Raw genomic sequence first — 15,478 nt, forward strand, 5'->3', positions numbered from 1 at the left:
TCCCGTATGGAGTGAGAGAGCCCCAGTCATTTTTTAACTTGGAACGTTCACAAGTTACGTCGTTACAGAGTGGCAAGGAACGTCAAGTGAACGGAATGACCACCACAGCCGTATGTTCCCCCTCACCCCAGCCCTCTCCCTCAAGGGAGAGGGAGTCGTCCGTACAGGCATTGTTTTGTGGGGATCCCTCCCCCGTATGGAAGAGGGTTAAGGGGAGGGGAAATACCCTCAGCGTCGAACCGGCGCCCCGTTCGCCACATAATACGCCGCCGTGCTCTTCGCCAGCGGCTCGAGCCCGCGAATGGCGTCGGCAATCTTCTCGCCAATCATGATGGTGGTGGCGTTCAGGTTGCCGGTGATGATCTGCGGCATGATCGACGCATCCACGACGCGCAGCCCTTCCAGCCCGTGAACGCGGCCTTCGCCGTCGACCACCGCCATCTCGTCGTAACCCATCTTGCAGGTGCCGCACGGGTGGAAGGCGGTTTCCGCGTGATTGCGCACGAACTCGTCGAGCTGCTCGTCGGTCTGGCAGTCGACGCCCGGGCTGATTTCGCGACCGCGATATTTGTCCAGCGCGGGCTGGCGCATGATCTCGCGGGTGATGCGGATCGCGTCGCGGAACTCCTGCCAGTCCTGCTCGTGAGACATATAGTTGAACAGGATCGCCGGATGCTGGCGCGGATCGCGCGACTTGATGCGCACGTGCCCGCGGCTTGGGGAGCGCATGGAGCCAACGTGGCACTGGAAGCCGTGCTCTTTTACCGCGTTCGAGCCGTTGTAGTTAATCGCTACCGGCAGGAAGTGGTACTGAATGTTCGGCCACTCGAACTCTTCGCGGCTGCGGATAAAACCGCCCGCTTCGAAGTGGTTGCTCGCGCCCACGCCGGTGCCGCCAAACAGCCACTCGGCGCCAATCTTCGGCTGGTTCCACCACTGCAGGGCAGGGTAGAGGGAGACCGGCTCTTTGCATTCGTACTGGAGGTACATCTCCAGGTGATCCTGCAGGTTTTCGCCCACGCCGGGCAGGTCGTGCACCAGCGGAATATCGAACTGCTTCAGCAGCTCCGCGTTGCCCACGCCGGAGCGCTGGAGGATCTGCGGGGAGGCAATCGCGCCTGCGCACAGCAGCACCTCTTTATTCGCCGTCGCTCTGGACGGGATAGTGCTTTCGCCCTCCAGCCACTCGACGCCCGCCGCGCGCTTGCCGTCAAAAATAATATGATCGGTCATGGCGTGAGTGCGGATGGTCAGGTTCGGGCGCTTTTTGGCCTGGTCAAGATAGCCGCGCGCGGTGCTGGCGCGTCGACCCTGCGGCGTGACCGTGCGGTCCATCGGGCCGAAGCCTTCCTGCTGATAGCCGTTGAGATCGTCGGTGCGCGGGTAGCCCGCCTGCACGCCCGCTTCCACCATCGCCTCAAACAGCGGGTTCACGCCCGGTTTCGAGGTGGTAACGCTCACCGGGCCGTCGCCGCCGTGGTAGTCGTTCGGCCCCACGTCGCGCGTCTCCGCCTTGCGGTAGTAGGGCAGGCAGTTGAGGTAGCTCCAGTGCTCCAGACCCGGCTCTTTGGCCCAGTGGTCGAGGTCCATCGCGTTACCGCGGATGTAGCACATGCCGTTGATCAGCGACGAGCCGCCCAGACCTTTGCCGCGTCCGCACTCCATGCGGCGGTTGTTCATGTACGGCTCTGGCTCGGTTTCATACGCCCAGTTGTAGCGCTTGCCCTGCAGCGGGAACGCCAGCGCGGCGGGCATCTGGGTGCGGAAGTCAAAGCGGTAGTCCGGCCCGCCCGCCTCAAGCAGCAGGACGGTGGTATTCGGATCTTCAGTCAGTCGCGTTGCCAGCACGTTGCCGGCAGAGCCGGCCCCGATAATGATGTAGTCAAATTGCAAATAAACCTCCCGGTTAAAATATGGACTGGAATTTACCCATCTCAACCTGGATGGACTTCACCTGGGTGTAGCTCTGCAGCGTCATCACGCCGTTCTCGCGGCCAATGCCGGAGTGTTTGTAGCCGCCGACCGGCATCTCTGCGGCGGATTCACCCCAGGTGTTGATCCAGCAGATGCCCGCTTCGAGCTGATGAATGGCGCCGTGCGCGCGGTTCAGGTCGGCAGTGACGATGCCCGCCGCCAGACCGTAGTCGGTGTCGTTGGCGCGGCGGATCGCTTCTTCGTCAGCGTCATAGGTGAGAATGGACATCACCGGGCCGAAGATCTCTTCGCGTACGATGGTCATCTCATCGGTGCAGTCGGTGAACACTGTCGGGGCAACCCACGCGCCGTTGTCGAAGCCTTCGCCCTTCAGCACGTCACCGCCGCACAGCACGCGCGCGCCTTCCTCTTTGCCTTTGGCGATGTAGCGCAGCACGCTGTCGCGGTGCGGGAAGCTGACCATCGGGCCAAAGTTGGTGCGTTCATCGAACAGATCGCCCGCGCGGATGCGGCCCACGCGCTCAACGATTTTCTGCTCAAACGCGGCCTTGAATTTCGCGGGTACGAACACGCGGGTGCCGTTGGTGCACACCTGGCCGGAGCTGAAGAAGTTCGCCATCATGGCGATGTCCGCCGCGAGATTGAGATCCGCGTCGTCGAAAATAATCAGCGGGGATTTGCCGCCCAGCTCCATCGTCACCTCTTTCAGGGACGAGGCCGCCGAGTTGGCCATCACCTTCTTGCCGCTGGCGACGCCGCCGGTGAAGGAGACTTTGGCGATGCCCGGATGCTCGGTGAGGTACTGGCCGGTCTCCGCGCCCACGCCCGGCAGGACGTTAAACACGCCGTCCGGCAGGCCCGCTTCGGTGTAGATCTCGGCAAGCTTCAGGGCGGTGAGCGGCGTCACTTCGCTCGGCTTGAAGATCATCGCATTGCCCGCCGCCAGCGCCGGGGCGGATTTCCAGAGGGCGATCTGGATCGGGTAGTTCCACGCGCCGATGCCCGCCACCACGCCCAGCGGCTCGCGGCGGGTGTAGACGAATGAGGTCTCACGCAGCGGGATCTGGCTACCTTCCAGCGCCGGGATCAGCCCCGCGTAGTACTCCAGCACGTCCGCGCCGGTAACGATGTCGACGGTGGAGGTTTCGGAATACGCTTTACCGGTGTCGAGGGTTTCCAGCTTCGCCAGCTCGTCGTTGCGCTCGCGCAGGATATCGACGGCGCGACGCAGAACGCGCGAGCGCTCCATGGCGGTCATCGCTGCCCAGATTTTTTGCCCGCGTTTTGCGCTTTCCACGGCGCGGTCGACGTCTTCGCGCCCGGCGGCCTGTACGCTCGCCAGAACTTCACCGTTGGCCGGGTTGATGGTCTCGAAGGTGCGACCGCTGGTGGCGGAGGTATAACCACCATTGATATAAAGCTGCTGTTCTGCCATTCGGGACATAAATTCTCCTCGGTTATTCGGTCGGTAAATGCTGGCTGATAAAGTGGCTGGTGAGCGACTGCGCCAGGGTCTTATCCAGCGGCTTGCCGCTCAGCGCGGCGCGCAGCCACAGCCCGTCGATCAGGGCCGCCAGGCCGTAGCCCGCCTCTTCAGCCTGTTCGCGCGGCAGCTCACGGCGGAACTCGTACACCAGGTTTGACAACAAGCGACGGCTGCTCACCTGCTGCAGGCGGTAGAGCATCGGCTGGTGCATGCTGCTCGCCCAGAAGGCCAGCCAGGCCTTCATTGCCGCGCCGCTGGTCTGGGTTTCATCAAAATTGCCGCCGACAATGGCCTGCAGGCGTTGCTCCGCGCTGCCGTCCGGCAGGGCGCGTAAGCGGCTCAAAACCGCGTCGCGCAGCTGACCGGTAATGTCGCGCATGGTCGCTTCCAGCAGACCGTTTTTGTCTTTGAAGTAGTGACTGATGATCCCCGTGGAAACGCCCGCCCGACGGGCGATCTGCGCGATCGTCGCGTCGTGCATTCCCACTTCATTTATTGCTTCCAGCGTGGCGTCGATAAGCTGCCTGCGCCGGATCGGCTGCATCCCCACTTTGGGCATTTTTGCCACTCCATTCATCAGCGTTGGTAATACATTAAAGCGGTTTTTGATTGGACGTTCAATATAAAATGTGTCTTAATTGTTGCAGATTTGGATTTTAATAGTTACAAAAACAGTGGGGATACTGGATGACAGACCTTTCACAAGACAGAGAAAAAGACAAAATCAACCCGGTCGTTTTTTACACGTCCGCCGGGCTGATTTTGTTGTTTTCCCTGACGACCATCTTCTTTCGTGATTTTTCTGCCGAGTGGATTGGGCGCACCCTGAACTGGGTGTCGAAGACCTTCGGCTGGTACTATCTGCTGGCCGCGACGCTCTATATCGTCTTCGTGGTCTGCATTGCCTGCTCGCGCTTCGGCTCGGTGAAGCTCGGGCCTGAGCAGTCCAAGCCCGAGTTCAGCCTGCTGAGCTGGGCCGCGATGCTGTTTGCCGCCGGCATCGGCATTGACCTGATGTTCTTCTCCGTGGCCGAACCGGTCACGCAGTATATGCAGCCGCCGGAAGGGGCGGGGCAGACGATGGAGGCCGCGCGCCAGGCGATGGTCTGGACGCTGTTCCACTACGGCCTGACGGGCTGGTCGATGTACGCCCTGATGGGCATGGCGCTCGGATACTTTAGCTATCGTTATAATTTGCCTCTCACCATCCGCTCCGCGCTGTACCCGATCTTCGGTAAAAAGATTAACGGGCCGATTGGCCACAGCGTCGATATCGCGGCGGTGATCGGCACCATCTTTGGTATTGCGACGACGCTCGGGATTGGCGTGGTGCAGCTCAACTACGGGCTGAGCGTGCTGTTTGATATCCCGGATTCGATGGCGGCCAAAGCGGCGCTGATTGCGCTCTCCGTCATTATCGCCACCATTTCGGTGACGTCGGGCGTCGATAAAGGCATCCGCGTGCTCTCCGAGCTGAACGTGGCGCTGGCGCTGGGGCTGATCCTGTTCGTGCTCTTTATGGGCGATACCTCGTTCCTGCTCAATGCCTTAGTGCTCAACGTGGGCGACTACGTAAACCGCTTTATGGGCATGACGCTGAACAGCTTCGCCTTCGACCGCCCGGTAGAGTGGATGAACAACTGGACGCTGTTCTTCTGGGCGTGGTGGGTGGCGTGGTCGCCGTTTGTCGGCCTGTTCCTGGCGCGTATTTCGCGTGGCCGCACCATCCGCCAGTTCGTGATGGGCACGCTGATTATCCCGTTCACCTTTACCCTGCTGTGGCTGTCGATTTTCGGCAACAGCGCGCTGCATGAGATCATCCACGGCAATGCCACCTTCGCGCAGGAAGCGATGGCGCACCCGGAGCGCGGCTTCTACAGCCTGCTGGCGCAGTATCCGGCGTTCACATTTAGCGCCTCCGTGGCGACCATCACCGGCCTGCTGTTCTACGTCACCTCGGCGGATTCCGGCGCGCTAGTGCTGGGCAACTTCACCTCGAAGCTCAAAGATATCAACAGCGATGCGCCAAACTGGCTGCGCATCTTCTGGTCCATCGCCATTGGCCTGCTGACGCTCGGCATGCTGATGACCAACGGTATCTCGGCGCTGCAGAACACCACGGTGATCATGGGCCTGCCGTTCAGCTTCGTCATCTTCTTCGTGATGGCCGGGCTGTATAAATCGCTCAAGGTAGAAGACTATCGCCGCGTCAGCGCCAGCCGCGACACCGCGCCGCGTCCGATGGGCGCGCAGGACAGGCTGAGCTGGAAGAAACGTCTCTCGCGCCTGATGAACTACCCGGGCACGCGCTACACGAAACAGATGATGGAGACGGTCTGCTTCCCGGCGATGGAAGAGGTTGCGCAGGAGCTGAAGCTGCGTGGAGCCTACGTGGAGCTGAAAAACCTGCCGCCGGAGGAGGGAGAGACCCTGGGGCACCTGGATCTGCTGGTGCACATGGGCGACGAGCAGAACTTTGTTTATCAGATCTGGCCGCAGCAGTATTCGGTACCCGGGTTTACCTACCGGGCGCGCAGCGGGAAATCGACCTACTACCGGCTTGAGACCTTCCTGCTGGAAGGGAGCCAGGGGAATGATTTGATGGACTACAGCAAGGAGCAGGTGATTACGGACATTCTGGACCAGTATGAACGGCACCTGAACTTTATCCATCTGCACAGGGAAGCGCCGGGGAATAGCGTGATGTTCCCGGATGTCTAAACGGATTCTTAAATAACAATATATCTGTATATAAATACAGTTGTTCAATGCGATATTACTCATGGAAGAGTCATATTGCAGCAAAAGCCTGATGCTGAAGCATTCAGGCTTTTGCTGCATCAGGGAAGGAATCATGCATGAGCCACGCGATAGAATTTATCGAAACATCACTTTTTACCCGGCAGTTCAAAAGTATTGCTACGGATGATGAATTAAGGGATCTCCAAAAGGAACTCATTGCCTGGCCTCATAAAGGCGATTTGATCCAGCATACAGGCGGGCTACGTAAAATAAGAATGGCTGTTGGCTCAAAGGGAAAAAGCGGCGGGGCCAGAGTCATCTACTTTCTGGCTACTGAAGAGGTGATTTTTTTCCTCATGGCCTATCCAAAAAGCATGAAGGACAGCCTGACCGATGTAGAGAAAGCCGAACTCAGAAAACTCACGTCTGTTCTCACCAATAGCGCTTCAAGTTCCGTCAATTAAAGGTGTACTATGTACTCCATCAGGCAAGAAGGGGCAGACAATGAGTATCTTTGATGAACTTAAGGCTTCGCTTGAAGAGGCTGCCGAGATCCAACGTGGTAAGAAAACTCCATCACGAGTCACTCGCTATGAGGTCGCGGACGTTCGGGCGATAAGAGAGCAGTTAAATGTCACTCAAAGCGAAATGGCGAAGGCTCTGGGTACAAGTGTTGATACGATTAAAAGCTGGGAGTCGAAACGGCGAAACCCAACGGGATTAGCGGCGAAAGTGCTAAATGTGATTAGAGATAATCCCGCGTTTTTCAGAGCGCTTGCGGGGCAGTGAGCTGATATCTATCTGTACAATTTATGCCGGGTGGCGGCGATGCCTTACCCGGCCTACAACACCGCTTTACCGAAGACCTGATAAGCGTAGCGCCATCAGGCTTTTAGCAGCGTCCACACGTTCCCATCATTATGCTGCCAGACGAGGATGAAGCGTTTACCCTCAGGATAGTCTCCAGCCGGGTTCGAAAGCGCCAGCGTGATTGTTTTTTCCGTTAACTCTGTGACTCTCGCCCACTCAAACCCCATGTAAGTATTTGCCTTTGGAAAGAGCGCCTTAAACAAACTCTCTTTGGCGCTAAATGCCAGCGTCAGCGCCAGCGCAAAAGGGTAGCCCGAGTGCGTCAGGCATATCGCCTCCTGCGCATCAATAATGCCGTCCTGGATTTCGCGGGCTTCACGCTCCGCAAGAATGGCTTCGCAATCAATACCCACCAGCGCATCTGGATGACGGACGACAACCGCCATCGCCTGCGCGCCGCTGTGAGTGATGCTCCCCGAAACCCCTTCCGGCCAGAGCGGTTCGCCGCTGGGGCCGATGCCGGGGATCGCGCGTTCATGTATCGCGCCGAGCGCATGTGCGGCGGCGATGCGGCCTGCCAGATGCTCGGCTTTGCGTTTGCGTCCGGCGTTTGCAAGCTCAGCGTAGTGGGGGAGCCAGAGAAGGTCGGCGTCGGTGAAGGTGGTGGGGTCGAAGGTGACGTGATGGACGGGGTGGCCGGCAAGAATGAACGTGGTGTGGGTTGTGTGCATGTTTTTCCCTTCAGAATTGTGCGGCCTGATGCCCTCACCCCGGCCCTCTCCCACGGGGAGAGGGGGGAGTTACTGCCTGTATCAGAATCGCGTATTCACGCTCATGTACCAGGTACGGCCCGGCTCATTATACGTATACGCTCCCGCACCGTACATATATGCACCGGTGGTGGAATTTCCGGTCGTCTGGGCATTACCCGCGCGCCACTGGCGTTTGTCGAAGACGTTGTCCACGCCGCCGGTCAGACTAACGTTTTTGGTCATGTCCCAGGTCGCGCTCAGGCCAACGATGCTGTACGGGCTGACTTCGTCTTTCTCAGACCCGGTCACCGGCTGACCTTTGTAGTTGTACTTCTTCGGCTGCTGCTTGCCGTACCAGGTAAAGGTCGACTGGAGCGACACGTCCTGATGAACCTGCCAGCTCAGGGTCGAGTTCAGCGTGTACTCCGGAATGATCGACAGACGGTCACCGGTCTCCTTGTTTTTGCTCTGCAGCATCCAGGTGATGTTATTGGTCCAGTTGATCGTGTCGCTGACCGGCACGTTCAGGGAGCCTTCCAGCCCTTCGACGACCGCTTTCGGAACGTTTTCCCACTGGTAGATATCCGTCTGCACTTTACCGGAAGAGGTGTGACCGATCGGCGCGTAGCCCGCTTCAATCTTGTCGCGATAGTCGTTGCGGAACCAGGTCACGCCCGCCAGCCAGCCGTCGCGTTTCCACTCCAGACCAATCTCTTTGTTGATGCTGGTTTCCGCTTTCAGATCGTCGTTGCCCATCATGTAGCAGCCCACGCCGTCCGAGCTGGCGTAGCAGCCCTGGCCTTTGCTGTAGAGCAGGTAGTTCGGGTTGGTCTGGTACAGGCTCGGCGCTTTATAGGCGCGCGCGATCCCCATCTTCAGCGTGAAGTCATCGCCCAGACCTTGCGACAGGTTCAGGGACGGGCTCCAGTTGTTGCCGACGATGGTGTGGTGATCGAAGCGCAGGGCAGGGGTCAGCATAGTGCTGTCGGTCAGCTCCATGTTGTTTTCGGCGAACAGGGAGAAAATCTCCGCCGAGGTGTACGGGCTGCGGTCGTTGCTCATGCCCGGAACGGTGCCGCCCTGCAGGGTTTGCGTAAAGGAGGTGGAGTCCTTCATGCGCTGCTGGTTCCACTCGGTGCCCAACGTTAGGTTCTGGTTGACGAGGAAATCAATCGGCAGGTTGATCTCGCTGTGCAGCATCACGTCGGCCAGGTCGGTGTCGGTGAATTTATTGCTGTTGAACAAGCCTTCCGTCCCGCCCGCCAGACCTTCGCCCAGGCGGGAGTTGCGGGTGTGTTCGTACTGCGCCCAGCTGCTGGTGGTGATGCCGTTATCCCAGCCGCCGTTCCAGGTCACCGCGAAGTTCTGGCGGTAGATACGGTTAGTCTCTTTGCCGTAATTCTTCTTCACCAGCGCGCTGTCGTTGTTGGTGTTCTGCGTGTCGCCCGCGTAGAGGTTGTTCTGGCGGCTGTAGCCCGCTTCGAACTCCAGGGACTGCATGGGCGCGAAGTCCCAGCGCACCACGCCGTTGATGTCTTTGTTTTCCACGCCCTCGCGGCCAGCCGGCAGGGTGTTGGCGTAGGCACCGGTACGATCGGACTGATGACCCTGGTTGATGTCCCACGCGTCGGCCTGGGTTTTATCGAGGTTACCGAACATGCGGAAGCTGAAGTCGCCGCCCAGGGGGCCGCTCAGGCTGAAGTTGGTGCGCCTGGTGGAACCTTCGTCCTTATGTTCTGGCGCGTTCAGGTAGGTGTTCCAGGAGCCGTGCCACTGGTCGTCGAATTTTTTGGTGATGATGTTTACCACGCCGCCTGCCGCGCCGTTGCCGTAGCGCGCGGCTGCCGGACCGCGGATCACTTCGATACGCTCGATCATCTCCGGCGGCACCCAGCCGGTATCGCCGCGCGTGTCACGCTCGCCGCGCCAGCCCAGACGGATGGAATTACGGCTGGTCACCGGCTTGCCGTCGATCAGGATCAGCGTGTTTTCCGGCCCCATGCCGCGAATGTCAATCTGACGGTTGTTTCCGCGCTGGCCGCTGGTGGAGTTGCCGGTGAGGTTAACGCCCGGCATGGTGCGGATGATTTCCGCCACGTCGCGCGCGGGCGGGTTTTTGCGGATCTCGTCGGCGGTGATGGTCGACACGCCCGGCGCCTGTAAATTCTGCTCGGCGGCGGTGATCACCATGGTGTCTTCGTGCTGCGCAGAGGCGGTGTTGTCGTCTGCCACGGCGGGCAGCGCGACACCATAAATCCCTAAATTGACCAGCAAGGCCAGAGAGTGAATCTTCTTATTCATTGTACGTCCCGCTTTTATGGTTATTTAATGAGCGCGCTTCCCACAGCGCGGGCATTACGCTATTGCAAATGCAAATAGTTATCAATAATATTATCAATAAAATTTGCTCTGAAACAAAAAAGTCTGTTAAACATGGGGTTATAAGGGTGACGACGTTAACAACCGGAAGTGAAGCGTGGTGGCAGTCGAAAAACGGACCTGAATGGGAACGTCTGAAGGAGAGCTGTCGCGTCACCTTCTGGTGGCGGGATCCGGCAGGCACGCAGAAAACCTCATCGGTCAAACGCGTCTGGCTCTACGTTACCGGCGTGACCGATCACCATCAAAATGCCCGCCCGCAGTCCCTCGAGCGCATCCCGGATACCGACGTCTGGCAGTGGCAGGGCGAATTCAGCCCCGAGTGGCGCGGGAGCTACTGTTTTATCCCTTCTGAAAATGAAAACGATTTTGCCGATACCGTGTTTGAAGGCGAACTGCCGGACCGCATGGCGCTGCGCGAAGGCTGGCGCAAGCTGCTGCCGCACGCGGTTTCCGACCCGCTGAATCGGCAGAGCTGGCGCGGCGGGCGCGGTCATGCCGTTTCGGCGCTGGAGATGCCGGACGCGCCCGTTCAGCCCGGCTGGGATCGTCCCGATACGCCGTATCAACAGCCGGTCTGCATTGAGTGGAACAGCGAGCGTCTCAACAACCGTCGCCGCGTATGGATTTTTACCACCGGGGACGACGGCCCCGAGCGCCCGCTGGCGGTGCTGCTCGACGGGCAGTTCTGGGCCGAAAGCATGCCCGTCTGGCCTGCGCTGACGTCGCTCACCACCGGGCGCCAACTGCCCCCTGCGGTCTACGTATTAATCGATGCGATCGATATGGAACACCGCAACCGCGAATTGCCCTGTAACCCCGATTTCTGGCTGGCGGTACAGGAAGAACTTCTCCCTCTTGTAAAACATCTCACGCCCTTCAGCGACCGCGCCGACCGTACCGTGGTGGCGGGCCAGAGCTTTGGCGGACTCTCTTCGCTTTATGCTGGCCTCAGCTGGCCGCAGCGTTTTGGCTGCGTGCTGAGCCAGTCCGGCTCGTACTGGTGGCCGCACCGCGGCGGGCAGCAGGAAGGGTGCCTCATCGAACAGCTCAGAGCCGGTGAGCTGACCGCGAGCGGGCTGCGTATCGTCCTCGAGGCCGGGCGCAACGAGCCGCTGATTTTCAATGCCAATCAGGCGATTTACGCCGAACTACGCGCGCAGCAGGTTACCTGGCGTCAGGTTGACGGCGGACACGATGCGCTTTGCTGGCGCGGTGGGCTGACGCAGGGGCTGATGACCCTCTGGCAGCCGCTCATTCAATAACGGAGTCTGTATGGAATTCAGCAATCCTTTCGATAATCCGCAGGGACAGTTCGCCATTTTGCAAAACGACCGTGGGCAGTACAGCCTGTGGCCGCAGCAGTGCGAACTGCCTGCGGGGTGGCGCGTGGTGTGCGAAGCGCAGTCTCAGGAGGCGTGCCAGCAGTGGCTGGCCGGGCACTGGCGCACTCTTGAACCGTCTCATTTTGCGGGGGAGAACCCATGAACCGTCTTCCCCTCGTCGCCGCCCAGCCGGGTATCTGGATGGCGGAGCAGCTGTCCACGCTGCCAAACGCCTGGAGCGTGGCGCACTACACCGAGCTGAAAGGCGATATCGACGCGTCATTGCTGGCAAAAGCGATTGCTGAAGGCATGATGCAGGCCGATACCCTGCGGATGCGTTTTGCCGAGGAGAACGGCGAGGTGTGGCAGTGGGTGGATGACACCCTCATTCTGCCGGAGCCGTCCATCGTTCGCGTTGCCTCTCACGAAGATGCCGTGGCGCTGATGGAGGCCGATCTCAATCAAAACCTGCGCGTCGATAGCGGTCAGCCGCTGGCGTTTCACCAGCTGATTCAGGTGGGTGAAAGCCACTGGTACTGGTATCAGCGCTATCACCATCTGGTGGTGGATGGCTTCAGCTTCCCGGCCATTACCCGCCAGATCGCCGCGATTTACGCCGCGTGGAAAAAGGATGAACCGACTCCTGACTCCCCGTTTACGCCATTTGCCGAAGTGGTGGAAGAGTATCAGCGCTATCGCGACAGCGAGGCGTATCAGCGCGACGGCGCCTTCTGGGCGGAGCAGCGCAGGCAGCTTCCTTCTCCGGTCTCGCTCTCTTCCGCGCCGCTGCCGGGACGCGCCGCCACTACCGATATTCTGCGCCTCAAAATCGCCGCCGACGGTCGCGCCTTTAGCCAGCTTGCACAGGCGGCAGGGCAGGCGCAGCGTACCGATCTGGCCCTTGCGCTGGTGGCGCTGTGGCTGGGCCGCCTGACCGGAAGGCTGGACTACGCCGCCGGGTTTATCTTTATGCGACGCATGGGCTCCGCCGCGCTGACCGCGACCGGACCGGTGCTCAACGTCCTGCCGCTGGCGGTGAATATCAATCCGCAGGAGAGCCTGCCGGAGCTGGCGCTGCGCCTGGCCAACCAGCTGAAAAAAATGCGCCGCCACCAGCGCTACGACGCCGAGCAGATCGTGCGCGACAGCGGGCGTGCCGCAGGCGAAGAAGCCCTGTTTGGCCCGGTGCTGAACGTGAAGGTGTTTGATTATCAGCTGGATATCGACGGCGTGGAGGCCATCACCCACACGCTGGCCACCGGCCCGGTGAACGACCTTGAGCTGGCGCTGTTCCCGGACGAACAGGGCGGATTGAGCATTGAGATCCTCGCCAGTAAGCAGCGTTACGATGAGGCGACGCTTTCCCGTCACGTCGCGCGCCTGAACGCGATGCTGATGCAGTTTGCGGCCAACCCGGACCTGCGCTGCGGCGAAGTGGAAACCGTTTCAGAGCAGGAATACCAGAGGCTTGCGCGCATCAACGATACCGGACTGGCGCTGCCGGCCACCACGCTGGCGGATCTGGTGGCTGAGCAGGCGAGCAAAACGCCGGACGCCCCCGCGCTGGCGGACGCGCATATTGAGCTCAGCTATCGTCAGATGCGCGAGCAGGTGGTTGCGCTGGCAAACCTGCTGCGCGCGCGCGGCGTGAAGCCGGGCGACAGCGTGGCGGTGGCCCTGCCGCGCTCGGTGTTCCTGACGCTGGCGCTGCACGGCATCGTCGAGGCCGGCGCCGCGTGGCTGCCGCTCGACACCGGCTACCCGGACGACCGCCTGCGGATGATGCTGGAAGACGCGAAGCCATCCCTGCTCATTACCACCGACGAGCAGCTTCCGCGCTTTAGCGATCTGCCGATTACTGCCTTTAGTTACAACACCCTTTTACCGGCTGCGGATGTAAAACCGCTGCGCCTGGCGAAGCCGGAGCAGACGGCGTACATCATCTTTACTTCCGGTTCGACGGGGCGTCCGAAAGGGGTGATGGTTGGCCATACCGCCATCGTTAACCGCCTGAAGTGGATGCAGGACCACTACCCGCTGGACGCGACGGATGTGGTGGCGCAGAAAACGCCGTGCAGCTTTGACGTGTCGGTGTGGGAGTTCTGGTGGCCGTTTATCGCCGGGGCGAAGCTGGTGATGGCCGAGCCGGACGCGCACCGCGACCCGCAGGCCATGCAGAGCTTCTTCGCGCAGTACGGCGTGACTACTACCCACTTCGTGCCGTCGATGCTGGCGGCGTTTGTCGCCTCGCTGACGCCGGAAAACGTCGACTGCTGCAGAACGCTTAAGCAGGTGTTCTGCAGCGGCGAAGCGCTGCCGACCGAGCTGTGCCGCGAGTGGGAGCAGCTCACTCGTGCGCCGCTGCACAACCTCTATGGCCCAACCGAAGCGGCGGTTGACGTCAGCTGGTATCCGGCGTTTGGCCCCGAGCTGGCGGCGGTGGAAGGCAACAGCGTGCCGATCGGCTTCCCGGTTTGGAACACTGGGCTGCGCATTCTGGACGCGATGATGCGCCCGGTGCCGTTCGGCGTGGCGGGGGACCTTTATCTCACCGGGATTCAGCTGGCGCAGGGGTATTTGGGCCGTCCGGACCTCACCGCCAGCCGCTTTATTGCCGACCCGTTCGCCCCGGGCGAGCGGATGTACCGCACCGGCGACGTTGCCCGCTGGCTGGACAACGGCGCGGTGGAATATCTCGGCCGCAGCGATGACCAGTTAAAAATCCGCGGACAGCGCATCGAGCTGGGCGAAATCGACCGGGCGATGCTGTCGCTGCCGGATGTGGCCCAGGCCGTGGCGCACGCCTGCGTGTTCAACCAGGCGGCAGCCACCGGCGGCGATGCCCGCCAGCTGGTGGGGTATGTGGTTTCCGAATCCGGCTTACCGCTGGATCGCGACGCGCTGATGGAAGCACTAAAAGCACAGCTGCCGCCGCACATGGTGCCGGTGGTGCTGCTGCAAATCAGCGCGCTGCCGCTCAGCGCGAACGGCAAGCTTGACCGCAAGGCGCTGCCGCTGCCGGAGCTGACGAGTAAATCCTCCGGCCGTGCGCCGGAGACGGAAACCGAAGTCGCCGTCGCGCAGGCGTTTTCCGCCCTGCTGGGCTGCGAGGTCAACGACATCGACGCCGACTTCTTTGCCCTCGGCGGACACTCGCTGCTGGCGATGCGCCTGGCGGCACAGCTTAGCCGCGAGTTCGAGCGCAAGGTTACGCCGGGGCAGATTATGGTCGCCTCCACGGTGAGCAAGCTCAGCGCGCTGCTGGACTCGCAGATGAGCGACGAGCAGGCGCAGCGACTGGGGTATGAAACACTTCTTCCGCTGCGCGAAAGCGACGGCCCGACGCTGTTCTGTTTCCATCCGGCGTCCGGCTTTGCCTGGCAGTTTAGCGTCCTGGCACGCTATCTCAGCCCGCGCTGGTCCATCGTCGGCATTCAGTCGCCGCGTCCGGACGGTCCAATGCAGCAGCGTGCGGATCTGGATGGGGTGATTGAGCATCACCTGGCTACGCTGCGTAAGCAGCAGCCGCAGGGGCCGTATTACCTGTTCGGCTATTCCCTCGGCGGCACGCTGGGGCAGGGTATTGCCGCCCGTCTGCGCGAGCAGGGTGAAGCGGTAGCCTTCCTCGGCCTGCTGGACACCTGGCCGCCGGAAACCCAGAACTGGTCGGAGAAAGAGGCCAACGGCCTCGACCCCGAGGTGCTGGCGGAAATCGAGCGCGAGCGTCAGGCGTTTATCGCCGCCCAGCAGGGTCAGGGCTCCAGCGAGCTGTTTAACGCTATCGAGGGCAACTACGCCGACGCGGTGCGGCTGCTCACCACGGCGCGCAGCGCGCGCTTTGACGGCAAAGCGACGCTGTTTGTCGCCGAGCGCACGCGAACGATGGATCCGCAGGTCGCCTGGGCGCCGTGGGTGGCGGAGCTTGAGGTGTACAGCCAGGACTGCGCCCACGTGGATATCATTTCACCGCAGGCGTTTGAGAAGATAGGGCCGGTGTTGAGGGAGATATTGGGGTAACGTCAAAAGCGCCTCTCCCACAGGGCGAGGGG

The 15,478-nt window shown here is 60.8% G+C and carries 11 protein-coding genes; 6 read left to right on the top strand and 5 right to left on the bottom strand.

The window, feature by feature from the left end; translation table 11 throughout:
• Positions 1-228: 228 nt before the first annotated feature.
• Genes betA through betI form a run of 3 tightly spaced genes read right to left on the bottom strand, consistent with a single transcriptional unit; the run spans position 229 to position 3,980 of the window.
• Positions 229-1,893: a choline dehydrogenase gene (gene betA / locus ACERY3_RS01810; RefSeq protein ID WP_058841248.1), complete on the bottom strand. Its 1,665-nt coding sequence runs from the start codon at positions 1,891-1,893 to the stop codon at positions 229-231.
• Between the two features lie 13 nt (positions 1,894-1,906).
• Complete coding sequence (gene betB / locus ACERY3_RS01815) at positions 1,907-3,379, bottom strand: betaine-aldehyde dehydrogenase (RefSeq protein WP_058841249.1); 1,473 nt, start codon at positions 3,377-3,379, stop codon at positions 1,907-1,909.
• Positions 3,380-3,392: 13 nt separating this feature from the next.
• Positions 3,393-3,980, bottom strand: a complete 588-nt coding sequence (gene betI / locus ACERY3_RS01820; protein ID WP_032662864.1) for a transcriptional regulator BetI — start codon at positions 3,978-3,980, stop codon at positions 3,393-3,395.
• 128 nt (positions 3,981-4,108) lie between these two features.
• On the opposite strand from betI, the gene betT reads away from it, so the two are divergent.
• From betT to nadS, 3 genes are all read left to right on the top strand, one after another.
• Positions 4,109-6,142: a choline BCCT transporter BetT gene (gene betT, locus ACERY3_RS01825; RefSeq protein WP_023310695.1), complete on the top strand. Its 2,034-nt coding sequence runs from the start codon at positions 4,109-4,111 to the stop codon at positions 6,140-6,142.
• Positions 6,143-6,279: 137 nt separating this feature from the next.
• Positions 6,280-6,627, top strand: a complete 348-nt coding sequence (locus tag ACERY3_RS01830) for a type II toxin-antitoxin system RelE/ParE family toxin (RefSeq protein WP_033144884.1) — start codon at positions 6,280-6,282, stop codon at positions 6,625-6,627.
• Positions 6,628-6,667: 40 nt separating this feature from the next.
• The gene (gene nadS / locus ACERY3_RS01835) at positions 6,668-6,952 is read left to right on the top strand and encodes a NadS family protein (protein ID WP_033144885.1); all 285 of its coding nucleotides are present in this window, start codon (positions 6,668-6,670) and stop codon (positions 6,950-6,952) included.
• A gap of 95 nt (positions 6,953-7,047) precedes the next feature.
• Here the strand turns inward: nadS and entD are convergent, their stop codons facing one another.
• Together entD and ACERY3_RS01845 are read right to left on the bottom strand one after the other, a co-directional pair.
• Entirely contained in the window at positions 7,048-7,704 is a 657-nt protein-coding gene (entD, locus tag ACERY3_RS01840) for an enterobactin synthase subunit EntD (protein WP_373224971.1), read from the bottom strand.
• An 81-nt stretch (positions 7,705-7,785) separates the two neighbouring features.
• A complete protein-coding gene (locus ACERY3_RS01845) occupies positions 7,786-10,026 on the bottom strand; it encodes a TonB-dependent siderophore receptor (RefSeq protein ID WP_373224972.1) in 2,241 nt (746 codons plus the stop codon).
• A gap of 146 nt (positions 10,027-10,172) precedes the next feature.
• Between ACERY3_RS01845 and fes the strand changes: the two genes are divergently transcribed.
• From fes to entF, 3 genes are read left to right on the top strand one after another with little or no spacing between them, the layout of a single operon-like run.
• Positions 10,173-11,369, top strand: a complete 1,197-nt coding sequence (gene fes / locus ACERY3_RS01850; protein ID WP_373224973.1) for an enterochelin esterase — start codon at positions 10,173-10,175, stop codon at positions 11,367-11,369.
• 10 nt (positions 11,370-11,379) lie between these two features.
• On the top strand, positions 11,380-11,592 hold the full coding sequence (locus ACERY3_RS01855) for an MbtH family protein (RefSeq protein WP_039264064.1): 213 nt from the start codon (positions 11,380-11,382) through the stop codon (positions 11,590-11,592).
• Complete coding sequence (gene entF, locus ACERY3_RS01860; RefSeq protein WP_373224974.1) at positions 11,589-15,446, top strand: enterobactin non-ribosomal peptide synthetase EntF; 3,858 nt, start codon at positions 11,589-11,591, stop codon at positions 15,444-15,446. Before ACERY3_RS01855 ends, entF begins: the two co-directional genes overlap by 4 nt.
• Positions 15,447-15,478 lie beyond the last annotated feature (32 nt).

It is taken from the genome of Enterobacter cloacae complex sp. ESBL7, assembly GCF_041679625.1.
GTDB lineage: Bacteria > Pseudomonadota > Gammaproteobacteria > Enterobacterales > Enterobacteriaceae > Enterobacter > Enterobacter asburiae_B.